The organism is Microbacterium sp. Y-01 (assembly GCF_003856715.1).
GTDB lineage: Bacteria > Actinomycetota > Actinomycetes > Actinomycetales > Microbacteriaceae > Microbacterium > Microbacterium algeriense.
On the sequence record NZ_CP024170.1, the window covers coordinates 698,834 to 722,242 of the forward strand.

At 69.1% G+C, this 23,409-nt stretch carries 18 protein-coding genes and 1 tRNA gene; 14 read left to right on the top strand and 5 right to left on the bottom strand.

The genetic code is table 11. The annotated features are described in order from the left end of the window. Positions 1-67: 67 nt before the first annotated feature. The 9 genes from serS to CSX12_RS03230 all read left to right on the top strand — a co-directional run bounded on the left by serS (position 68) and on the right by CSX12_RS03230 (position 9,857). Entirely contained in the window at positions 68-1,381 is a 1,314-nt protein-coding gene (gene serS, locus CSX12_RS03190) for a serine--tRNA ligase (RefSeq protein WP_124894829.1), read from the top strand. Further along, a complete protein-coding gene (locus CSX12_RS03195) occupies positions 1,378-2,199 on the top strand; it encodes an HAD hydrolase family protein (protein ID WP_017204692.1) in 822 nt (273 codons plus the stop codon). Before serS ends, CSX12_RS03195 begins: the two co-directional genes overlap by 4 nt. 43 nt (positions 2,200-2,242) lie before the next feature. Beyond that, a tRNA-Ser gene (locus CSX12_RS03200) sits at positions 2,243-2,327 on the top strand. Between the two features lie 50 nt (positions 2,328-2,377). Beyond that, complete coding sequence (locus CSX12_RS03205; RefSeq protein ID WP_124894830.1) at positions 2,378-3,634, top strand: LCP family protein; 1,257 nt, start codon at positions 2,378-2,380, stop codon at positions 3,632-3,634. A gap of 63 nt (positions 3,635-3,697) precedes the next feature. Next, positions 3,698-4,705, top strand: a complete 1,008-nt coding sequence (locus CSX12_RS03210) for a LacI family DNA-binding transcriptional regulator (protein WP_124894831.1) — start codon at positions 3,698-3,700, stop codon at positions 4,703-4,705. A gap of 181 nt (positions 4,706-4,886) precedes the next feature. Further along, complete coding sequence (locus tag CSX12_RS03215; protein ID WP_206427151.1) at positions 4,887-6,518, top strand: glycoside hydrolase family 13 protein; 1,632 nt, start codon at positions 4,887-4,889, stop codon at positions 6,516-6,518. Positions 6,519-6,570: 52 nt separating this feature from the next. Beyond that, positions 6,571-7,941, top strand: a complete 1,371-nt coding sequence (locus CSX12_RS03220) for an extracellular solute-binding protein (RefSeq protein WP_124894833.1) — start codon at positions 6,571-6,573, stop codon at positions 7,939-7,941. A 6-nt stretch (positions 7,942-7,947) separates the two neighbouring features. Continuing rightward, on the top strand, positions 7,948-8,913 hold the full coding sequence (locus CSX12_RS03225) for a sugar ABC transporter permease (protein ID WP_192576794.1): 966 nt from the start codon (positions 7,948-7,950) through the stop codon (positions 8,911-8,913). Beyond that, entirely contained in the window at positions 8,910-9,857 is a 948-nt protein-coding gene (locus CSX12_RS03230) for a carbohydrate ABC transporter permease (protein WP_017204530.1), read from the top strand. Before CSX12_RS03225 ends, CSX12_RS03230 begins: the two co-directional genes overlap by 4 nt. Positions 9,858-9,991: 134 nt before the next feature. Here CSX12_RS03230 and CSX12_RS03235 read toward each other — a convergent pair whose 3' ends face one another. Continuing rightward, a complete protein-coding gene (locus CSX12_RS03235; protein ID WP_124894834.1) occupies positions 9,992-10,573 on the bottom strand; it encodes a TetR/AcrR family transcriptional regulator in 582 nt (193 codons plus the stop codon). Between the two features lie 94 nt (positions 10,574-10,667). On the opposite strand from CSX12_RS03235, the gene CSX12_RS03240 reads away from it, so the two are divergent. Continuing rightward, a complete protein-coding gene (locus tag CSX12_RS03240; protein WP_124894835.1) occupies positions 10,668-12,953 on the top strand; it encodes a glycoside hydrolase family 3 C-terminal domain-containing protein in 2,286 nt (761 codons plus the stop codon). A gap of 76 nt (positions 12,954-13,029) precedes the next feature. On the opposite strand, the gene CSX12_RS03245 is transcribed toward CSX12_RS03240, so the two are convergent. Next, complete coding sequence (locus CSX12_RS03245) at positions 13,030-14,037, bottom strand: LacI family DNA-binding transcriptional regulator (protein ID WP_124894836.1); 1,008 nt, start codon at positions 14,035-14,037, stop codon at positions 13,030-13,032. Positions 14,038-14,186: 149 nt separating this feature from the next. On the opposite strand from CSX12_RS03245, the gene CSX12_RS03250 reads away from it, so the two are divergent. The 4 genes from CSX12_RS03250 to rhaS are packed head-to-tail and all read left to right on the top strand — an operon-like array spanning position 14,187 to position 18,892. Next, positions 14,187-15,716 carry a sugar ABC transporter ATP-binding protein gene (locus CSX12_RS03250; RefSeq protein ID WP_017204534.1) on the top strand — a complete coding sequence of 510 codons (1,530 nt, stop codon included), beginning with the start codon at positions 14,187-14,189 and terminating at the stop codon, positions 15,714-15,716. Then, a complete protein-coding gene (locus CSX12_RS03255; RefSeq protein WP_017204535.1) occupies positions 15,713-16,744 on the top strand; it encodes an ABC transporter permease in 1,032 nt (343 codons plus the stop codon). The genes CSX12_RS03250 and CSX12_RS03255 overlap by 4 nt, the downstream gene beginning before the upstream one ends. Further along, on the top strand, positions 16,741-17,793 hold the full coding sequence (locus tag CSX12_RS03260; RefSeq protein ID WP_124894837.1) for an ABC transporter permease: 1,053 nt from the start codon (positions 16,741-16,743) through the stop codon (positions 17,791-17,793). The genes CSX12_RS03255 and CSX12_RS03260 overlap by 4 nt, the downstream gene beginning before the upstream one ends. Positions 17,794-17,848: 55 nt before the next feature. Beyond that, positions 17,849-18,892 carry a rhamnose ABC transporter substrate-binding protein gene (gene rhaS / locus CSX12_RS03265; protein ID WP_124894838.1) on the top strand — a complete coding sequence of 348 codons (1,044 nt, stop codon included), beginning with the start codon at positions 17,849-17,851 and terminating at the stop codon, positions 18,890-18,892. Between the two features lie 77 nt (positions 18,893-18,969). On the opposite strand, the gene CSX12_RS03270 is transcribed toward rhaS, so the two are convergent. The 3 genes from CSX12_RS03270 to CSX12_RS03280 all read right to left on the bottom strand — a co-directional run bounded on the left by CSX12_RS03270 (position 18,970) and on the right by CSX12_RS03280 (position 23,408). Further along, complete coding sequence (locus tag CSX12_RS03270; protein WP_241160599.1) at positions 18,970-20,316, bottom strand: rhamnulokinase family protein; 1,347 nt, start codon at positions 20,314-20,316, stop codon at positions 18,970-18,972. Positions 20,317-20,476: 160 nt separating this feature from the next. Beyond that, a complete protein-coding gene (locus CSX12_RS03275; protein WP_124894840.1) occupies positions 20,477-22,513 on the bottom strand; it encodes a bifunctional aldolase/short-chain dehydrogenase in 2,037 nt (678 codons plus the stop codon). A 46-nt stretch (positions 22,514-22,559) separates the two neighbouring features. Further along, positions 22,560-23,408, bottom strand: coding sequence for an alpha/beta hydrolase fold domain-containing protein (locus CSX12_RS03280; RefSeq protein WP_241160554.1), 849 nt, complete (start codon positions 23,406-23,408; stop codon positions 22,560-22,562). Between the last annotated feature and the right edge of the window lies 1 nt (position 23,409).

The following is a 23,409-nucleotide window of genomic DNA, read 5'->3' on the forward strand; positions in this document are numbered from 1 at the left end:
CTCTAAACCGCCATCCGCGTCGGGCTCCCCATCCTGCACGTCGGGGCGTTCACCGTAGACTTGACGGATGATCGACCTCGCACTCCTCCGCGACAATCCGGAGATCGTCCGCCGTTCGCAGGCTGCTCGTGGAAACGACCAGAGCACCGTCGACGTCGCACTCGAGGCCGATCGATCGCGCCGCGCCGCGCTCGCCGCGTTCGAGGAGCTGCGCGCCGAGCAGAACGCGTTCGGCAAGCAGGTCGCGAAGGCGTCCAAGGAGGAGAAGGCCGCGCTCGTGGCGCAGGCGAAAGACCTCGCCGAACGCGTCAAGCAGGCCCAGCACGCCGCCAACGAAGCAGCCGAGGCGGCATCCGTCGCGCTCGCTCGGATCGAGAACGTCGTGATCGACGGCGTTCCTGCCGGCGGAGAGGCGGATTTCGTCGAACTCCGCCGTGTGGGCGAGGTGCCGGCGTTCGATTTCGAGCCGCGCGATCACCTCGAACTCGGCGAGATGCTCGGTGCGATCGACATGGAGCGCGGGGCGAAGGTCTCCGGCGCCCGCTTCTACTTCCTGCGCGGGATCGGGGCGCGCCTCGAGATCGCCCTCATGAACCTGGCCCTCGACAAGGCGCTCCAGAACGGCTTCGTCCCGCTGATCACGCCCACGCTCGTGCGGCCGGAGATCATGCAGGGCACCGGTTTCCTGGGCGAGCACGCGGATGAGGTCTACCACCTCGACAAGGACGACGACCTGTACCTCGTCGGAACCAGCGAGGTCGCGCTCGCCGGGTATCACAAGGACGAGATCGTCGACCTTGCCGACGGCGCCCTCCGCTACGCGGGCTGGTCGACCTGCTACCGTCGCGAGGCCGGCTCGCACGGCAAGGACACCCGCGGCATCATCCGGGTGCACCAGTTCAACAAGCTCGAGATGTTCGTCTACACGACCGCCGAGGACGCCGAGGCGGAGCACCTGCGTCTCGTCGCGCTGCAGGAGGAGATGCTGACCTCCCTGGGCCTCGCGTACCGCGTGATCGACGTGGCAGCGGGAGACCTCGGTTCGAGCGCCGCCCGCAAGTACGACATCGAGGCCTGGGTTCCGACGCAGGGCGCGTTCCGCGAGCTCACCTCGACCTCGAACTGCACGACCTTCCAGGCGCGCCGTCTGGACGTGCGGTACCGCCCGACGGTCGATGCCGCCGACGCTGCACAGGGGACCGCCAAGACGCAGCACGTCGCCACGCTGAACGGCACGCTCGCCACGACGCGTTGGATCGTCGCGCTGCTCGAGACGCACCAGCAGGCCGACGGCTCGGTGCGCGTGCCCGAGATCCTCCGTCCCTACCTCGGCGGGCTGGATGTGATCCGCCCGCTGACCGAGGGGCGGGCGGCCCGGTGACGGACTCCTGGCTGATCGGGCTCGACGTCGACGGCACGATCCTGCTGCAGGACGAGACCATGAGCCCCGGCGTGCCGGAGGCCATCGGCCGCGTCCGGGATGCCGGTCACCTCGTGACGATCGCGACCGGGCGCAGCTGGATGGCGACGCGCCGCTACGTCGAGGAGCTGGGCCTGACCGCCGACTACGTCGTGTGCTCCAACGGCGCCGTCACGATGCGTCGATCCGGCGATGAGTGGGAGCGCTGGAAGGTGGAGACGTTCGATCCGACGCCCGTCCTCTCCCTGCTGCGCGACCGGCTGCCGGACGCCAGATACATGGTCGAGCTCGCCTCGGGGCAGCGCCTGTTCACGGAGCAGCTCGACGACTGGACGCTCGACGGCGGCCGCCAGGTCGACTTCGAGGAGCTGGGCGCGCTCCCGGTCTCGCGCATCGTCGTCGTCTCGCCCGGCCACGACGAGGACGACTTCCACCGCCTCGTCGCCGACGCTGGTCTGAACGAGGTCTCCTACGCCATCGGCTGGACCGCATGGCTCGACATCGCCCCCCAGGGTGTCGACAAGGGCACGGCCCTGGAGCAGGTGCGCACCGAGCTCGGGCTCGCCCCGGAGCGCATCCTCGTCGCCGGAGACGGACGCAACGACATCGGCATGTTCGGCTGGGCGCTCTCCCTCGGCGGTCGTGCAGTGGCCATGGGGCAGGCGCCCTCCGAGGTGAAGGACGCGGCGGGCGAGGTGACCGCCGATGTCGTGGACGGCGGACTCGCGCAGGCTCTGGACACGCTTCCAGCGCCCGCCCAGGTCAGCACGGGAGAATAGAACTCGGCTAGACTCACGCCTGGTCGACAGACGGCGTCTGTCGGGAGGGTTGTCCGAGCGGCCGATGGAGCTGGTCTTGAAAACCAGTGGGCAGAGATGTCTCGTGGGTTCGAATCCCACACCCTCCGCATGCTGAGCACGGTGCCCCCGCACCGATGCTGAATCCGAAAGGGCCCGAGTGAGCGAGAACCCCCGGCGCCGCCGCACCATCGCCCGGCACGGTCAGCTGGAGAGCCCCAGCACCGTCAGCCAGCTGTTGAAGTTCATCGCGATCGGTCTCGCGGTCGTCCTCGTCAGCGGTCTCGGCGTCGGCGCGTACGTCTTCTACGACCTCTCCAGCACGGTTTCCGCGAACGCCGTCGAGCTCGAAGGCCAGGAGGCCGTACCGCCGGACATCGGCGAGTACGAGGGCGGTTTCAACCTGGTGCTCACGGGTGTGGACACCTGCGAGGAGAAGTACGCGGATCTGTTCGGCGACCGCTGCACCGGCAGCGACGCCGAGGGCACGCTCAACGATGTGAACCTGCTGGTGCACGTCTCGCAGGAGCCGCGTCGCATCACCGTGGTCAGCTTCCCCCGCGACCTGATGCTCCCCATCCCGGAGTGCGTGGACGAGGACGGCAACACCCACTCGGCGATGAGCAAGCAGCCGCTCAACGTCGCCTACACGGACGGCGGCCTGAACTGCGTCGTCAAGACCATCTCCGAGCTCACCGACCAGGAGGTGCAGTTCGCGGCATCCGTGACCTTCGGCGGTGTGATCGAGATCACCAACGCCATCGGCGGTGTCGACGTCTGCCTCGCCAACCCCATCAAGGACCGCTACACGGGCCTGGACATGGCCGCCGGAACGCACACGGTCGAGGGACTGCAGGCGCTGCAGTTCCTGCGCACCCGCCACGGCGTCGGGGACGGCAGCGATCTGGGACGCATCGGCAACCAGCAGCAGTACATGTCGAGCCTGGCCCGCAAGATGATCAGCGGCGAAGTGCTCGGGAACGTGCCCGTCATGCTCAAGCTGGCCAACACCGCTCTGAACAACCTCGAGGCCAGCACCTCCCTCGCGAACAACCCGATGACGCTGGTCCAGATCGCCCTGGCGGTGAAGTCGGTCCCGTTCGAGGACATCGTCTTCGTGCAGTACCCGACGGGTGCGGACTCCGCGAACCCAAACAAGGTGGTGCCGAACTACCAGGCGGCGACCGCGCTCTGGGAGGCGATCGAGCAGAACGCCCAGCTGCAGATCACCCACCAGAACAACAGCAACGACGGCGTGGTGGTGCAGGAGCCGACGACGCCCGTCGAGGAGACGCCGGTCGACCCGTCGGCGACGCCCGATCCCGCGGCGACCCCCGACAACGTCGTGGCGCTCCCCGACTCGATCAAGGGCAACTCGGCCGCTCAGGAGACCTGCTCCAACGGCAACGTTCGCTGAGGACCCCGCGACTCCACGCAAGTCCTTTGCGCACTCTTGCAAGGGCTTGCGTACACTGACTGCATGTCGAAGCGACTCGCCGAGGTGGCCCGCAAGGTCGGAGTGAGTGAGGCGACGGTCAGTCGTGTGCTCAATGAGAAGCCCGGGGTCTCGGACGCCACGCGCCAAGCGGTCCTCACCGCACTCGACGTCCTCGGCTACGAGCGGCCGACGAAGCTGCGCGGAGAGCGCGCCCGGCTCGTGGGCCTGGTGCTGCCCGAGCTGCAGAATCCGATCTTCCCCGCCTTCGCCGAGATCGTCGGCGGAGCGCTCACCCAGAACGGGTACACGCCGCTGCTCTGCACGCAGAACGCCGGAGGTGTGACGGAGTCGGACTACGTCGACCTGCTCCTCGCGCAGCAGGTGTCCGGTGTCATCTTTCTGGGGGGGAACTACACGCAGGCGGACGCCGCGCATCAGCACTACGAGCGCCTGCGCCAGGTGAACCTCCCGACCGTGCTCGTCAACGCCCGTGTGCCGGAGCTGCCGTTCGCCACGGTGTCGACCGATGATGCCGCCGCCGCGGAACAGGCGGTGTTGCACGTGCACCAGCTCGGGCATCGGAAGATCGGCCTGCTGCTCGGGCCGGAGGATCACATCCCGTCCCGCCGCAAGCTCGAATCGGCGCGACGTCTGCTCGAATCGCTCGGTACACCGCTGGCGGACGAGCTCGTCGTGCGCGGCATGTACTCCCTCGAGTCCGGCCAGGCGGGGGCTTCGCGACTGTTCGCCGCCGGTGCGACGGCGATCGTGTGCGCGAGCGACCCGATGGCGCTCGGGGCGGTGCGTGCGGCCCGGCGTGCCGGACTGTCGGTGCCGGGTGACGTGAGCATCGTCGGATTCGACGACTCCGCGCTGATGAGCTGCACCGAGCCGCCGCTGACCACGGTCCGGCAGCCGATCGAGTCGATGGGGCGAGCCGTGATCGCCCTCCTGCTCGCTCAGATCGCCGGCACTGCTCAGCCGAGCGACGAGCTCCTCTTCGAGCCCGAACTGGTGCTGCGCGCCTCCACGGGGCCCCTGCCCCTTTGACCCCAGGTCCCTGAGGGGGCGCCAATTGCTGCGCCCGCAAGGCATCGCAAATTTGCGACATTTCGTTTACTTCTTGCGTTAAGTGGTTGGGAAAGCTACATTCGACTCATCGCCACCGACGACGAGGAGTTCCGTGGACACTGACGTTCTGCGCACGGCGGCACCCGCCCGCACGCTGACCATGCCCGTCGGCGACGGCTGGTGGCGGACAGCCGTGATCTATCAGGTGTATGTGCGCAGCTTCGCGGACGGAAACGGCGACGGCATCGGCGATCTCGCCGGTGTCCGCTCGAGGCTCCCGTACTTGAAGAGCCTCGGGGTGGACGCGCTCTGGTTCACCCCGTGGTACCTGAGCCCCCTCGCCGACGGCGGGTACGACGTGCAGGACTACCGCCGCATCGATCCCCGTTTCGGCTCCCTGGAGGAAGCCGAGCAGCTGATCGCGGAGGCGCTCGCACTGGGCATCCGCACGATCGTCGACATCGTGCCCAACCACATCTCGGATCAGCACGAGTGGTTTCAGCGAGCGCTGGCGGCCGGTCCAGGCAGTCCGGAGCGGGAACGGTTCTGGTTCCACCCCGGCCGCGGGGAGCACGGAGACGTCATCCCGACGAACTGGGTGTCGAGCTTCCAGGGCGAGACCTGGTCGCGTACCCGGAACCCCGACGGCAGCGACGGCGAGTGGTACCTGCACCTGTTCACCCCCGAGCAGCCGGACCTGAACTGGAACCACCCCGATGTGCGGCGTGAGCACGAAGACGTCCTGCGGTTCTGGTTCGACCGCGGGGTCGCGGGTGTGCGGATCGACTCGGCGGCTCTTCCCGTCAAGGACCCCGCCCTTCCCGACCTCCCCGCCGGCTCGGCGCCCACGGTGGACCATCCGCACATCGACCGTGACGAGCTGCACGACATCTATCGCGAGTGGCGTGCGGTCGCCGACGAGTACGACGGGGAGCGGGTGCTCGTGGGCGAGGTGTGGCTCGAGGATGCCGAGCGATTCGCCCGGTACCTGCGGCCGGGGGAGATGCACACCGCCTTCAACTTCGGCTTCATGACGCAGCCGTGGAGCGCGCGTGCCATGCGCGATTCCATCACCCGCACCCTCGCGGAGCATGCGCCGGTCGGTGCCCCGGCGACGTGGGTGCTCTCGAACCACGACGTCACGCGTCCGGTCACGCGCTACGGGCAGGCGGATTCCTCGTTCGCGTTCGAGCGCAAGCGCTTCGGCACCCCGACCGACCCGGCTCGCGGCGCACGGCGAGCCCGCGCCGCTGCGCTGCTCGTCGCGGCCCTGCCGGGCAGCCTCTACATCTACCAGGGAGACGAACTCGGTCTGCCCGAGGTGGAGCTGCCGCTCGACGCGATCGAGGACCCCATGCACTTCCGCTCCGGCGGGGTCGACCCGGGGCGGGACGGCTGTCGCGTGCCCCTGCCCTGGACGGGGGCGGCGAGTCCCTACGGCTTCGGCGGCACCCCCTGGCTTCCCCAGCCCGACGATTGGGCCGCGCTCACGGTCGATGCGCAGGACGCGGATCCTGCTTCGATGCTCAACCTCTACCGTCGGGCCATCGCCCTGCGCCGCCGGATCGACGACTTCGCCGGCGACGACCTGGAGTGGCTCGAACTGGGCGCCGACGTCCTCGCCTTCCGCCGTGGTGACGACACGCTCAGCGTCACCAACCTCGGGGCGATCGCCGTGCCGCTGCCTGCACACCATGAGGTCCTCCTCTCCGGCGCGCCGCTCGACGGCGTGCTCCCGCCCGACTCCACAGCCTGGCTCGCTCTGCGGGCCACCCCCGCGCGCTCGCAGTGAGCGCCGTCGTGATCCTGCACCACCCGTTCAGCACCACATGGAAGGACAGACAATGAAGTCACCAACGAAGGCCATGGCCGCCGGCATCGCCGTGCTCGCGACGGTCGGCGCCCTTGCCGGCTGCACGTCCGCCGGCGACGGGGACGGCGCCGACGGACGCCTCGAGCTGCGCGTCGCGACGTTCCCGCCCGGGGCGGATACGGCCGCGTACGATGCGTTCGCCGCCCAGGAGAAGCAGTTCGAGAAGGAGCACCCCGACATCGACATCATCGGTGTCGAGTACGAGTGGGAAGGCCCCACATTCGCCGTGCAGCTCGCCGGGGGAAGCCTGCCCGACGTCTTCACCGTGCCGTTCACCGACTCCAAGACGTTGCTCGAGAACGGGCAGCTGATGGATGTGACCGACGCGATCGAAGAGCTCGGATACACGGACAAGTTCAACCCCATCATCCTCGACGGGGTCACCGGCGCCGACGGCAAGATCTACGGCTTCCCGCGGCAGGCCTACGCCGCAGCACTGCACTACAACCGCGATCTGTTCGAGCAGGCGGGGCTCGACCCCGACAGCCCTCCGGAGACGTGGGACGAGATCCGCGAGGCCGCCAAGAAGATCACGGACGCCACCGGCAAGGCCGGCTACGCGCAGATGGCGATCAACAACACCGGTGGATGGCAGCTCACGTCGCAGACCGTGGCCCGTGGTGGCCGCACGCAGACCGACAACGGGGACGGCACCGCCGAGTCGACGATCGACAACGACGCGACCAAGGCCTCCCTCCAGTTCCTGCACGACGTGAAGTGGGAGGACAACGCCTTCGGCTCGAAGGTCGACCTCGACTGGGGGACCATCAACCAGGAGTTCGCCGCGGGCAACATCGGCATGTACACCTCCGGCTCCGACATCTACACCGCTCTCGTGCGCGACTTCGGCATGGACTCGGACATCTACGGCATGACCGTCGTGCCCATGGAAGGCGACGATCCCGGCACGCTCGGCGGCGGTGACATCGCCGTGATCAGCCCCACGGTCGATGACGCGACCAAGGAAGCCGCAGTGACCTGGATCGACTGGTACTACATGCAGAAGCTCATGGACAAGGATGCCGCGGTGCTCGACGCGAAGACCCTGAACGAGTCGGGTCAGGCCGTCGGAACCCCGTTGCTGCCGGTGCTCAGCCGGGAGCTGTACGACGAGTCGCAGGAGTGGATCGCCGACTACATCAACGTGCCGGTCGACCAGATGGCGCCGTTCAGCGACCGCATCTGGGATCAGACGCCGGTGGGGGAGCCGAAGGTCAAGACGCAGGAGGTCTATGCCCTGCTCGACACCGTGGTGCAGAAGGTCCTGACCGACCAGAACGCCGACATCGACGCTCTCCTGGCTCAGGCGCAGAGCGATGCGCAGGCGAAGCTCGACGAGTAGACCTTCATGACGATGACGCTCCCCGAGCAGCGGGCGGCGGTGGAGGATTCTCCGCCGCCCGCTGTGCGCCGCTCCCGCCGCCGCTCACCCCTCACCTGGTTCCGCGGCGGCGGGCTCGCGAACCTCCTGTTCGTGCTCCCGATGCTCTTCGTGTTCGTGTTCTTCTCGTGGTCGCCGATCGTGCAGTCGGTGGTCATGAGCCTGCAGAAGACCAACCTGATCGTCTCCGAGTGGGTCGGGTTCGACAACTACCTCGCCGTGATCGGCGACCCCGAACTCGGTCGCGCCGTGATCAACACGCTGTGGTTCGCCGTGCTCGCCCTGCTCTTCGGGTTCCCGTTGCCGCTGCTGATGGCCGTGCTCATGAGCGAGGTGCGCCGCGGCAAGGGCATCTACTCCGCGCTCGCCTACCTCCCGGTCGTGATTCCCCCGGTCGTGGCCGTGCTGCTGTGGAAGTTCTTCTACAGTGCCGACCCGTCCGGTGTGTTCAACACCGTGCTCGGGTTCGTGGGCATCCCTCCGCAGCCGTGGATCCAGGACGCCGTGCAGGCGATGCCCTCGCTCGTGCTCGAGGCCACCTGGGCCGGAGCCGGGGGATCGATCATCATCTACCTCGCGGCACTCCTGGGCGTGCCACCCGAGCTCTACGACGCGGCCGAGGTCGACGGTGCCGGGATCTGGAAGAAGGTCTGGCACGTCACGCTGCCGCAGCTGCGCGGCATCCTCTTCATCATGCTGATCCTGCAGGTGATCGCGACCGCTCAGGTCTTCCTCGAGCCGTTCCTGTTCACCGGCGGCGGCCCCGCGGGAGCGACCAAGACCGTGCTGCTGTACATCTACGACAAGGCCTTCCGGAACAGCCTGGGCGGCGACTACGGCGAGGCCACGGCCGTCTCGGTGCTGCTGGCGATCGTCCTCGCCCTCCTCTCCTGGCTGTACTTCAAGCTGACCGACCGTTGGAGCACGACGTGAGCCTCACCACCCGCCTCTCGACCCGCGCCGCGGAGAAGGCCGCGGAGAAGGCCGCCGACAGTGCGGGCGATCGCACCGTCATCTCCGACTCCGAACGTCGGCGCCCCGGCATCCGCATCGGGATGACGCTCACGCACGTGTTCCTCGCCGTGGGCCTGGTCGTCGCCGGACTCGGTCCCATCCTGTGGCTCGCGAAGTCGGCGATCACGCCGACGCAGGACACCCTGCAGCAGCCGTTCGCGCTGTGGCCGAACGGCATGGACTGGGAGAACCTCTCGACCGCGTGGAACGACATCCACATCGACCAGTACTTCCTCAACACGGTGATCATCGCGCTCGGGGCCTGGTTCGTGCAGCTGTTCATCGCGACGACGGCGGGCTATGCGCTCTCGGTGCTGCGCCCGACTTACGCGCCCATCCTCAACGCGCTGGTGCTGGCGACGCTGTTCATCCCCGGGATCGTGCTGCTGGTGCCGCTGTACCTGACGATCGTCCGGCCGCCGTTGCCGGGCGATGTGAGTCTGCTCAACAACTACCTCGCGGTGTGGCTGCCGATGGGCGCGAACGCCTTCAACATCCTGCTGGTGAAGCGGTTCTTCGACAGCCTGCCGCGCGAGGTGTTCGAGGCCGCGCGTACGGACGGCGCCGGGCCCTTCCGGCTGTTCTGGTCGATCGTGCTGCCGATGTCGAAGCCGATCCTCGGGGTGGTCTCGGTCTTCGCGATCATCGCCGCGTGGAAGGACTATCTGTGGCCCATGCTGGTGCTGCCTGACCCCGCGGTGCAGCCGCTGTCGGTGCGGCTTCCCGCCGTGCAATCGCAGACCGAACTGGATGTGTTCCTGGCGGCGCTGGCGATCGCGACTCTCATCCCGATCGCGATGTTCCTCGTCTTCCAGTCGGTGTTCCTGCGCTCGGCAGGTCTCGGCGGTGCCGTGAAGGGGTAGTGCACGGCGTCGGTCCGCCCGCACGGATGTCGGGCGGGCGGGCGGATGCAGGACCGGATCTGGGGCAATCGCCCGACATCCGGACATCCGCCCGACAGGTGTCCCCCGAGTGGACGGGAGAGGGTGCCGGAGAGCTAGGGCCCGGGTGCCGTCGGAGGGAGCAGGGCGTCGATCAGGGCGGCCATGATGCCGGGCATGTCGACCGTCGGATCGATCATCCACTGCAGCTGGAGTCCGTCGGACACGGCCTGGATCACGCGGGCGAGGGTGTCGGGGTCGAGGGCGGAGGGCTGCTGCTCACCGCCGAAGTTGTCGGCGATGGACTCGCGGAGGCGTGCACTGCGGTCGAGGAAGTACGGGTGGGCGGGATGCGCCGGGTCCGCTGCATCGACCGCGAGCCGCGAGAACAGGGCGACGAGTCCGGGGACCTCGGTGTTGTGCCGGATCACGTCGAGGAAGGCGCCTCGGGCATCGTCCGCGCTGAGGGCGGAGGGATCCAGCCCGTCGTGCTCGTCGCGCTTGCGGAGGACCTCCGTGAAGAGCTCCTCCTTCGAGCCGAAGTAGTGCAGGAGGGCAGCGGGGGTCACACCGACGACCTCGGCGATCTCCTTGAGCGAGGCGTTCTGATAGCCCTTGCGTCCGATCACGTCGAGCGCGCTCTCGAGGATCTCCTCCCGTCGCGCCACGCCCTTCGCGTACGAACCCCGTCGTGCCATGCTCCGAGACTAATCCTGAATGCTGTTTGAAATCTAATACTGAAGAGCATATGGTTTTCGCAAGGACATCGACGTCGCCCGCGAAAGGACCACCATGACCGAGAACTCGGCTTCCGACCTCACGCTCGAGGAGAAGGCGGCGCTCACCAGCGGCGCGGACTTCTGGACCACGAAGGCGATCGACCGCGTCGGCATCCCCTCGGTGATGATGACCGACGGCCCGCACGGACTCCGCAAGCAGTCCGGCGCCACCGACCACCTCGGCCTCGCCTCCAGCGTGCCGGCGACCTGCTTCCCGCCCGCGGTCGGCATCGGCTCATCGTGGGATCCGGAGATCATCGAGCGCGTGGGCGCCGCGATCGGCGTGGAGGCCGCGATCGAGGACGTCGCCGTCGTGCTCGGACCCGGCATCAACATCAAGCGCTCGCCGCTGTGCGGCCGCAACTTCGAGTACTTCTCCGAGGACCCGATCGTGTCGGGAGTGCTCGGCGCCGCGTCCGTCCGCGGCATCCAGTCGCAGGGCGTCGGCACCTCGCTCAAGCACTTCGCCGCGAACAACCAGGAGTTCGACCGCATGCGCGCGAGCTCCGACGTCGACCCGCGTCCGCTGCGGGAGATCTACCTGCGCGGATTCGAGCGCGTCGTGAAGGACGCCTCGCCATGGACGGTCATGTGCTCGTACAACAAGCTCAACGGCGTCTGGACCTCCGAGGACCCCTGGCTGCTCACCAGCGTGCTGCGGGACGACTGGGGCTTCGACGGCCTCGTCGTCTCCGACTGGGGAGCCGTGAACGACCGCGTCGCCGGCGTCGCCGCAGGACTCGACCTGGAGATGCCCTCCTCCGGCGGCCGGACGGATGCGCAGCTCGTCGCAGCCGTGCGTGCGGGCGAACTCGCCGAGAGCGTGCTCGACACCGCGGCCGGTCGTGCGATCGACCTCGTGCGCAAAGCCGGCCGGCGTCCTGCCGTTGCCGGGCCTCTCGACGTCGACGTGCACCACGCGCTCGCCAGGGAGGCCGCTGGTCGGTCCATCGTGCTGCTGAAGAACGACGGTGCGCTGCTGCCGCTCGCCGGCGATCAGAAGGTCGCCGTGATCGGTGCGTTCGCCACCGAGCCGCGGTTCCAGGGAGCGGGCTCTTCGCTGATCAACCCGACGCGTGTCGACACGGCGCTCGAGGAGATGCGGGCTTTCGGCGGCGAGAACGTCAGCCACGCTCCCGGCTTCGCGGTCGAGGGCGGGGCGATCGCCGCGTCCGGACGCTCCGCGGACGATCTGCGGGCCGAGGCTGTCGAGGTCGCGACGGCGGCGGACGTGGTCGTGCTGTTCCTCGGTCTCCCCGCGGCGGAGGAGTCGGAGGGCTTCGACCGCGACCACATCGACCTGCCCGCCGAGCAGCTCGCGGTGCTGGACGCGGTGCTCGAGGCGAACCCCCGCGTCGTCGTCGTGCTCTCCAACGGTGGAGTCGTCGCCTTGCCCTTCGCGGAGCGGGTGCCCGCTATCGTCGAGGGCTGGCTGCTCGGGCAGGCCGGCGGCGGTGCTGTCGCCGATGTGCTCTACGGTGCGGTCAACCCGTCCGGGAAGCTCACCGAGACGGTGCCGGTGCGCCTGGAGGACAACCCCTCGTTCGGGAACTTCCCCGGCGAGTTCGGCCACGTCCGCTACGGAGAGGGCCTGCTGGTCGGCTACCGCTGGTACGACGCGAAGGGCCTCGAGGTGACCTTCCCGTTCGGTCACGGCCTGTCGTACACGACCTTCGACTACGGGGCGGCGACAGCCGAGGTCCACAGCGACGGCGACGTGCTCGTGCGCGTCGACGTCACGAACGCGGGCGACCGCGACGGCAGGGAGGTCGTGCAGGTCTACGTCGCCCCGACCACGTCGATCGTGCAGCGCGCCCCCCGCGAGCTCAAGGCGTTCGCCTCGGTCCCGCTCGCCGCGGGAGAGACCCGCACGGTCGAGCTGGTCGTGCGGCGCGAAGACCTCGCGTACTGGGACATCCGCGTCGACCGCTGGGTCGTCGAAGGCGGTGCCTACACAGTCGACGTCGCCGCGTCGAGCCGAGACATCCGCGCGACCGCGACCGTCGACGTCTCCGGTGACGAGGTTCATCAGGAACTCACCATGAACTCGTCCGTGGGCGACCTCCTCGCACATCCGGTCGCCGGTCCGATCGTGCAGCAGGCGATGGGCGGGATGCTGGGCGGGACCGGTGGCGACGCGGCCGGCGCCTCCATGATGCCCAACGACGAGGCGATGCAGAAGATCATGGCATCATTCCCGATCGGGCGCCTCGCCGGTTTCCCGGGTCTGCCGGTGTCGTTCGAGCAGATCGAGCAGCTGATCTCCGCTGCGAACGCCGAAGCCCCCACTGCGGGCTGACCGGCGGCACGCCTCTCGGCTGGGAGCCGAGTCCGCTCCGCACGCGCGACCGGGCTCGGCTCTCCCGCTCCTGCCGTCAGCCGGTGGTGGAGCGCCGCACGATCAGCTCCGGGGGGAAGACGGTCTGCCGGGGGATGCTCTCCGGATCGGCTGCCTCTTCGAGCACGATCCGCAGAGCTGTCCGTCCGATCATCCGACTGGGCTGGCGGATGGACGACAGCGGCACGGCCGCTGCTGACGCGAACGGGATGTCGTCGAAGCCGATCAGGGCGATCTCGTCGGGGACGAGCACGCGACCGCCGGAGACCAGGGACTGCAGCAGGCCGAGCGCGAGCAGGTCGTTCGAGGCGAACAGCGCATCCGGCCACTCCCGGCGGGGACGGGTGAGCAGCCGCGCTCCGGCCGCTGCGCCCTCCGCCACGGTCATGGCCGCCGTCGGCACGACCTCGAGGTCGACGTGGACGGCGGCGTTCTCGGCCGCAGCACGGGCGCCCGCGAGTCGATCGGTGACCTGCCGCATGTCGAAGGGGCCGCCGACGAAGGCGATGCGGCGTCGGCCGGCCTCGATGAGGTGCTCGACCGCGAGTCGACCGCCCGCCACGCTGTCGACCGAGACCGAGGAGAACCCGCTGTCGGCGCTGAACCGGTCGACGAGGACCGTGGCGATGCCGCTCGCCCGGAACCGGCGCAGCTGCGTCATGACGTCGCCGTAGGGGGCGATCAGCAGGCCGCGCACCTGCTGCTCCCGGAAGAGGTCGAGGTACACCTTCTCGCGCGACGGGTCTTCGTCGGTGTTGCCGTAGAGGATCGCGATGCCGTGGCTGGATGCCTCGTCCTCGGCGCCGCGGACCACGTCGCTGTAGAACGGGTTCTGGCCGTCGAGCACGACGAAGCCGACGGTGGTGCTGACACCGGCGCGCAGTTTGCGGGCGGCGTCGTTGCGCACATAGCCGAGCTCCTCGATGGCGCGGCTCACGCGCGCGACGGAGTCGTTCGATACCTCTTCCGGCCGATTCAGGACGTTCGAGACCGTCCCCACGGACACCCCCGCGCGCAGGGCGACATCGCGGATGCTGACCGGCACGGCTGTCCTCTCGTCATCGGGCGGATCACGGTTCAGGCATCAGGGCTTGACCTGAGGCCCGCGTCACATACACTAGCCTGAAACACACCTGAATCGATTCAGGTCGGATTCAACCCGAACATCATCCCCCTCAACGGAGAGGAAAGCCAGTGGTCGACGAAGCACCCGTCCGCAGTGCTCCCCCCACCGCGCTGGAACTGCATCGCGTCGTCAAGTCCTTCGGACCGGTCATCGCACTGCGCTCCGGAAGCCTCACACTCCGCCCCGGATCGATCCACGCCCTCATCGGCGAGAACGGTGCGGGCAAGTCGACGCTCGTGAAGATCATGGCGGGTCTGTACCGTCGCGACTCCGGCGACTTCCGCCTGCACGGCGAGGACGTCGATTTCACGAGCACGGCGCAGTCGAAGGCGGCGGGGATCGCCGTGATCTACCAGGAGCCCACGCTGTTCCCCGACCTCTCGGTCACCGAGAACATCTTCATGGGACGACAGCCGACCGGCGCGCTCGGACGCATCGATCGCAAGGCCATGCGCTCCGAGGTGGACCGCATCTTCCGGCGCCTCGGTGTCGCACTCGACCCCGATCGCATCACCGAGGGACTCTCGATCGCCGACCAGCAGATCATCGAGATCGCGAAGGCCATCTCCCTCGACGCGAGCGTGCTCATCATGGACGAGCCGACCGCCGCCCTCAGCGGCGTCGAGGTGGAGCGTCTGTTCGCGGTGGCTCGGAGCCTGCGCGACGAAGGGCGGGCCATCCTGTTCATCTCGCACCGCTTCGACGAGGTGTTCGACCTGTGCGACACGGTCACCGTGATGCGCGACGGCGCCTACATCGACACGACGCCCATCGCCGACACCACGGTCGACGATCTCGTGCGCCAGATGGTCGGGCGCGACGTCACGGAGCTCTTCCCGAAGCAGGAGGCCGCCGTGGGCGAGCCGCTGCTCGAGGTCCGCGGACTCACCAGCCCCGGCGTCTTCCACGACATCTCCTTCACCGTCCGGTCGGGAGAGATCGTCGCGCTCGCCGGTCTCGTCGGAGCAGGTCGCAGCGAGGTCGCCCGAGCCGTGTTCGGCGTCGACCCCTATCGCGAGGGGGAGGTGCGCATGCAGGGGAACGCGGTCCCGCGCCGCAACCCGACGGCGGCCATGCGCCGCGGCCTCGCGCTCGTCCCGGAGGATCGGCGCAAACAGGGACTCGTGATCGACGCGGGCGTGGGCGGCAACATCACGCTCGCGATCCGCCGGAACCTCGCCCGGTGGGGACTCCTCACCACGGGCATGGAGAACCGGGCGGCGCGGGTGTGGGCGTCGCGGCTCGAGGTGAAGGCGCATGCGCTCGACACCGTCGCCGCGACCCTCTCCGGGGGCAATCAGCAGAAGGTGGTGCTCGCCAAGTGGCTCGCCACCGATCCGCGCGTCCTGATCATCGACGAGCCGACGCGCGGGATCGACGTCGGCACCAAGTCCGAGGTGCACCGGCTGCTGTCGCAGCTGGCGGGCGAGGGCATGGGGATCCTCATGATCTCGTCGGAGCTTCCCGAGGTGCTCGGCATGGCCGACCGCGTGCTCGTGATGAGGGAGGGGCGGATCACCGCCGAACTCGCGCGCGAGGACGCCACCAGCGAGAACGTCATGTTCGCCGCCACCCACGCATCGGAGCAGCACGCATGAGCACGACCACCGCCCCCGCCGCGCCCGCGCCGGCGATCGCCAAGAAGCCCGGCGGCATCGGCCGCGCCCGGGAGTTCGGGATCCTCGCCGCGCTGATCCTCGTGGTGGTCGCGGCCACCGTGAAGAACCCGAACTTCCTCTTCAGTGCCGACGGCTGGCGCGACCTCCTGCTCACGCCGTCGATCCTGATGCTCGTGGCGGTGGGACAGGCGATCGTCATCATCACCCGCAACGTCGACCTCTCCGTCGGATCGGTGATGGGCCTGACCGCCTTCCTCACCGGCCGGCTGTTCATCGACGTGCCCGGCATCCCGATCCCGCTCGTCGTCCTCGCGGCCGTCGTGTTCGGCGGGGTGCTCGGCCTGATCAACGGCGCCCTCGTGGCGTTCGCCCGGGTCCCGGCCATGGTGATCACCCTCGGGACGCTGTATGCCTACCGCGGCATCAACGTGCTGTGGACGGGCAGCGACCAGGTGCACCCCTCGGACCTTCCTCGCGAGTTCCTGGGACTGGGCACCCAGCAGATCCTCACGATCCCCGTGCTGTCGATCGTGGCGATCATCGTGCTCGCGCTCGCCGCCTGGTACATGCGCAACACCCGCGGCGGCCGCGAGTACTACGCGATCGGCTCGGACCCCGCCGCCGCAGAGCTGTACGGACTCAAGACGACTCGTCGGGTGCTCAGCGCCTTCGTCCTCTCCGGTGCCCTCGCGGGACTCGCAGGCGTCTTCTACGTGGCCCGCTACGGATCCGTGAGCTCGCAGGTCGGCTCGGGCTGGGAGCTCGATGCGGTCGGCGCGGCCGTGATCGGCGGCATCGCGATCACGGGAGGGGTGGGCACGGTCTGGGGAGCGGCGATCGGCGCCATGCTCCTGATGACGATCAACAGGGCGCTGCCGATCCTCGGGATCCCCGACTTCTGGCAGCGGGCCGTGGTCGGCGTGCTCATCATCGGCGCGATCGTGCTGGATCGCGTCCTCGCCGTCCGACAGAGACGGCAGCTCATCGAGGCGAGGGACGACTCATGACCACGACCACATCCACCACCTCGACCCGCGTGATCCGGGACTACGACCGCCCGCTCTGGCGGCGCGTCCTCCTCAACCGCGAATTCGCCATCATCGCCCTGCTCGTGCTCGTCGTCGTGGTCTCGGCGGCATCCATCCGCGGTTTCGCGCAGCCGATCACCGTCAACTATCTGCTCCTCGACGTCGCCCCCATCCTCCTGATCGCCCTGCCGATGACCCTTGTGATGATCACGGGAGAGATCGATCTGTCCGTGGGCTCGATGGTCGGCCTGGCGAGCGTCGTCACGGGCGTGCTCACCGAATCCGGCGCGCCGTTCGAGGTCGCCGCGCTGGCCGCGCTCGCGGTCGGCGTCGTCGGAGGAGCCTTCAACGGCTTCCTCGTGACGGTGGTCGGACTGCCGTCGCTGGCGGTCACGATCGGCACCCTGGCGCTGTTCCGCGGTCTCGCCGTCGGTCTGCTGGGAACGACCGCCGTCACCGACTTCCCCGAGATGTGGACGGCCCTGGCCAAGGCGAAGATCGCGGGCACCACGATCCCGTACATCGTCATCCCTTTCCTGGTGCTGCTCGCGATCTTCGTGGTCGTGCTGCACTTCACCCCGTTCGGCCGCGGCATCTACGCCATCGGGCTCTCGAAGGACGCCGCGCGGTTCTCCGGCGTCAACGTCGAGCAGACGAAGTTCATCCTGTTCATCCTCTCCGGCGCGGTCGCGGCGTTCGCCGGCATCTTCTACACGCTGCGCTTCGGCAGCGCCCGCGGCGACAACGCCACCGGACTCGAGCTCCAGGTGATCGCCGCCGTCGTGCTCGGCGGGGTCTCGGTCTTCGGCGGCCGAGGGCACCTGCACGGAGTCGTCGCGGCCGTGCTCCTGATCGGCGTGCTCGGCAGCGGCCTGCGCCTCGCCGGCGTCACCTCCGACGTCATCAACATCATCACCGGCGGTCTGCTGATCTTCTCGGTCGTCGCGGCCAGCGTCCTCGCCTGGGCCCAGCGCGTCCGTGCGAAGGCCGGACCGCCCCTCCGCGTCGCAGCCTCTCCCGCACCATGAGGCGGCCTCTCGCTGTCGGCACCCGCCGGCGGTGATCATCACGAAAGGAAGAACAATGACGTTTGCACGCAAGAGAGTCTCGGCGTTCGCCGCCGTGGCCGTCGCCGCAGCGCTCGTGCTGACCGGCTGCGCCGACACCGGCAGCGGGTCGGGCGGCTCCGGATCCGGCGGCGACGGCGGGTCCGACAACCTGGCGATCACATTCCTGCCCAAGAACCTCGGCAACCCGTACTTCGATACCTCCAGCGAGGGAGGCAAGAAGGCCGTCGAGGAGTTCAGCGGCACGTTCGCCGAGGTGGGACCCGCCGAAGCGACACCCGACGCGCAGGTGAGCTACATCAACACCGCCACCCAGCAGGCGGTCGGCGCACTGGTCGTGTCGGCGAATGATCCGAAGGCCATCTGCGACGCTCTCAACGAGGCCAGGGACGCCGGAGTGAAGGTCGTCACCTTCGACTCCGACACGAACCCCGAATGCCGAGACGTGTTCATCAACCAGGCCGACTCCGAGGGCATCGCCAAGACCCAGATCGACCAGGTCGCCGAGCAGATCGGCGGCTCCGGCGAGATCGCCATCCTGTCGGCCTCCGCCAACGCGACCAACCAGAACGCCTGGATCGAGCTGATGAAGGAGTACGCCGCGAGCGAGTACCCCGACATCACGATCGTCGAGACCGTGTACGGCGACGATGACGACCAGACCTCGTTCGACAAGACGGCCGCACTGCTGCAGAGCCACCCCGAGCTGAAGGGCATCGTCTCGCCGACCACGGTCGGCATCGCGGCCGCTGCGCGCTACCTGTCCACCTCGGACTACAAGGGCAAGGTCGCGCTGACCGGTCTCGGCACCCCGAACCAGATGCGCGAATACGTGGAGGACGGCACGGTCACGTCGTTCGCCCTGTGGAACCCGGCGGACCTCGGCTACCTGTCGGCCTTCGCCGCGAAGGCGCTCATCGAGGGGGACATCACCGGAGCCGAGGGCGACACCTTCGAAGCCGGTGACCTCGGTGAGTACACGGTCGGCGCCGACGGCGTGGTCGTGCTCGGCGACCCGTTCGTGTTCGACGCGGACAACATCGGCGACTTCGACTTCTGAGTCGGCGCCGGAAAGGGGCGTCGGAGCTTCGGCTCCGGCGCCCCTTCCGCGTGCGGCCGCGCGCGGACGCGGCGGTGTCAGCGTCGAGGGGTGAAGCGCGCGGGGGAGTGCGTGTGCGAGACGAGGGCACGCAGCTCCTCCAGCGTCGACGGTGCAGCTCCGAGCGCGCGCGCCTGGACGAGCACGTTGCCCAGAGCTGTCGCCTCGACCGGCCCCGCCAGCACGGGCAGCCCGGTGCGGTCGGCGGTGGCCTGGCAGAGCAGGCGGTTGAGCGAGCCGCCGCCGACGAGGTGGATGCTGTCGAGCTCGCGTCCGGTGAGAGCAGAGGCGGTGCGCACGGTCTGCGCGAACGCCTCCGCGATCGATTCGACGATGCTCCGCACGAAGGCGGGCCTGGTGGCCGGGGCCTCGTCCCCGAGCAGGGCTTTGATGCGTGCCGGCATATCGCCGGGCGCACTGAGGCTCGGATCGTTCGCATCGAACAGCGCCACCGCGTCGGTGACCTCGGAGGCGGCCGACAGCAGCTCCGGGAGGTCGATCGGTGCTCCGTCGTCCGCCTCCCAGGCCCGCACGGTCTCGCTGAGGAGCCAGAGTCCGGTGACGTTGTGCAGGAAGCGGTATCGACCGTCGACCCCGAGCTCGTGCGTGAAGTTCGCCTCGCGCGCGGCATCCGTGAGCACCGGGGCGCTCAGCTCGACGCCGACCAGACCCCACGTGCCGCAGGAGATGTACGCGGAACGCGGCGTCGACAGGGGCGCGGCCACGACGGCGGAGGCCGTGTCGTGCGAGCCCACCGAGATCACCGGAAGCTGTTCGCCGATGCGCGCGGCGAGCTCGGGGCGGAGTGCTCCGATCGTCGCACCCGGATCCACGAGAGGCGGCAGGATGCTGCGGGGGATGCCCAGGCGCTCGGCCAGCGCCGCATCCCACTCGGCATCCTGGACCCCGAGCAGGCCGGTGGTCGAGGCGTTCGTGCGTTCGGCCACCGCCGATCCGGTGAGCAGGAAGGCGATCAGGTCGGGGATCAGCAGCGCGGTGTCGGCCTCGGCGAGGCGTTCGTCGACGCGAAGCTGATACAGCGTGTTGAAGGGCAGGAACTGCAGGCCGTTGCGCCGATACAGTTCGGTGAACGCGGCGACGGTGTGCACCTGCTCGACGCCCCGCGCCGTGCGCTCATCCCGGTAGTGGAACGGCTCGGCGAGAAGCTCGCCGTCTCGCAGGAGTCCGTAGTCCACGGCCCACGAGTCGATCCCGATGCTCTCGATGCCGGGTTCGCGTCGCACGGCTTCCGCGAGCCCGGCGACCACGTGCTCGTACAGCGCGGTGAAGTCCCAGTGCAGTCCGTCCGCGCGCTCGACGGGCCCGTTGGGGAACCGCGACACGAGCTCGAGGTCGAGTCGTCCGTCGCCGATCCGCCCGATCATGACTCGGCCGCTGGTCGCGCCGAGGTCGACCGCCGCCACCGCCCGCACGCTCACGCCCCGCGCCCTGTGCTCGAGTGCACGGCATCCCGTCGAGCGCACGGCTTCGCCGCGAGCGCAGGCCGTGCACTCGACGGGTTCCCGTGCGCTCGGTGGAAGGTGATCATCGGAGGAAGGCCGCGGCGACGCCGGAGTCGACGGGGATGTGCAGGCCCGTGGTGCGGCTGAGCTCGGGGCCCGTGAGCACGTAGACCGCGTCCGCGACGTTCTCCGGCACGACCTCGCGCTTGAGGATCGTGCGGTTGGCGTAGAACTGGCCGAGGTCCTCTTCCTTCACGCCGTATGTCGCGGCGCGGTTGGCGCCCCACCCCGAGGCGAAGATGCCGGAACCGCGCACGACGCCGTCGGGGTTGATGCCGTTCACGCGGATGCCGAACTCGCCCAGCTCGACCGCGAGGAGGCGCACCTGGTGGGCCTGGTCGGCCTTGGTGGCGGAGTAGGCGATGTTGTTCGGGCCGGCGAAGACGGAGTTCTTCGACGAGATGTAGATGATGTCGCCGCCGAGCGTCTGGTCGATGAGCACCCGGGCGGCGGCCTTCGACACCAGGAAGGATCCCTTCGCCATCACGTCGTGCTGCAGGTCCCAGTCCTTCTCGGTCGTCTCCAGCAGCGGCTTCGACAGCGACAATCCGGCGTTGTTGACGACGAGGTCGACGCCGCCGAAGGCGAGGACCGCCTCGTCGAGGGCTGCCTGCACGGCATCCGCATCCGCGACGTTCGCGGCCACTCCGATCGCGACGTCGGCGCTCCCCAGCTCAGCCGCGGCGGCCCGCGCCTTCTCGAGGTCGAGGTCGGCGACGACGACGCAGGCTCCCTCCGCGGCGAGGCGCGTGGCGATCGCCTTGCCGATTCCCGAAGCGGCGCCCGTCACGAACGCGATGCGTCCCTGGTGCGACTTCGGCTTCGGCATCCGCTGCAGCTTGGCCTCCTCCAGTGCCCAGTACTCGATGCGGAACTTCTCGGCGTCCGAGATCGGGGAGTAGGCCGACAGCGCCTCGGCACCACGCATGACGTTGATGGCGTTCACGTAGAACTCGCCGGCCACGCGGGCGGTCTGCTTGTTCGCTCCGTAGGAGAACATGCCGACGCCGGGGACGAGCACGATGAGCGGGTCGGCGCCCCGGATGGCCGGCGAGTCGGCCGTGGCATGCGCGTCGTAGTACGCCTGGTAGTCGGCGCGATACTGCTCGTGCAGGTCGTGCAGACGCGCGATCTGCTCCTCGACGCTCGCGCTCGCCGGGAGGTCGAGGATCAGCGGCTTCACCTTGGTGCGCAGGAAGTGATCGGGGCAGCTCGTGCCGAGCGCGGCCAGCGCCGGGGCCTTCTCGGAGGCGAGGAAGTCGAGCACCTCCGGGGAGTCGGTGTAGTGGCCCACCATGGGCTTGTCGGTGGAGGCGATGCCGCGGATCGTGCCGGTGAGGGCTGCCGCGCGCTCGCGCCGCAGCGCTTCCGGAAGCGCCTCAAAGCCCGTCCGCACACCGCCGAACGGAGCGTCCTTCCCGTGCTCGGCGATGTACTCCGCCGCAGTGTCGATGATCCAGAGGGAGTTGGTCTCGGCGTCCGCGGAGGTGTCGCCCCACGCCGTGATCCCGTGACCGCCGAGGATGCAGCCGATGGCCTGCGGGTTCGCCTTCTTGATCGCGGCGATGTCAAGGCCGAGCTGGAAGCCGGGACGCCGCCAGGGCACCCAGACCACCTTGTCGCCGAAGATCGTCGTGGTCAGTGCTTCGCCGTCGGCGGCGGTGGCGATCGCGATGCCGGAGTCGGGGTGCAGGTGGTCGACGTGCGCGGCGTCCACGAGTCCGTGCATCGCGGTGTCGATCGACGGGGCGGCGCCGCCCTTGCCGTGCAGGCAGTAGTCGAACGCCGCGACCATCTCGTCTTCGCGGTCGACCCCGGGGTAGACGTCGACGAGGGCCCGCATCCTGTCGAGGCGGAGCACCGCGAGTCCGTTCTCGGTCAGCGTGCCGAGGTCGCCGCCGGAGCCCTTGACCCAGAGCAGCTCGACGGGCTGCCCCGTCACGGGATCGGTGGCCGTGCCCTTGGCGGAGGTGTTCCCTCCGGCATAGTTGGTGTTCTTCGGGTCGGCGCCCAGGCGGTTCGAGCGGGCGATCAGTTCGGCAGCGGTGTCGGTGGTCATGCGAGTCCTCGGTTCGTGGGAGAAGGTGCCCAGGTGCGGCTGGGAGTCAGGGGAGTTGCAGGATGCGAGCGGCGAACTGCTCGATCGTCCTGGCGAAGGCCGGCTCTGTGGGACGGTTGAGGTGGCCGTGCGTGGTGCCGGGCTCGACCGCCACGGTCACCTCGGCGCCCGCTGACGTCAGGGTGCGGGCGAAGGCCTCGCCGGAGACCCGCAGCTCGTCGGTCTCGTCGTTGATCATGATCGTCGGTGGGAAGCCGGCGAGATCCTTCGGCTCCGCGACGCCGGGAACGGCGTAGATCTCAGCGCCGTCGGTGTCGCCCCCGAGGTAGTTCTCGTACATGCCGCGCACGAAATCCGGAGTGAACACGTCGGCCGCCGGATCCGCATCCAGCAGGGCGCGCAGATCGGCGTCGGGGGCATCCTGCACGGCCTGGAGAGTCGGGTAGGCGAGCACGACGAGGGCGGGTGTCGGACCCTGCTCGTGGACCAGACGGAGCGCGGCGCCGGCGGCGAGGTTGCCTCCCGCGCTCGCTCCGCCGATCGCCCACCCGCGGGGTGCCCTGCTCGACATGGACGCCCAGCGGAATGCCGCGACGACCTCGTCATGCGGGACGGGGTAGTGCGTGCCGCCGCGTTCGGGAGAGCCGAGGCGCGTGGTCCAGTCCGCGGTCATCGGCGCCAGGCGGTAGTCGACGCTGGCGACCACGATGCCGCGATCCGCGAAGGCTCTGGCGACCGCGTCGGCCTCCGGCATGTCGAGATCGCCGCCCGCGAAGCCGCCGCCGTGCGCCCACACCAGGCCGAGGCCGTTCGGCGCTTCGGGCGTGTAGACGCGGATGCGGAGGGGCCCGTGCGGACCGTCGACGATGTGGTCGGCGATGTACGGTGCGGTCATC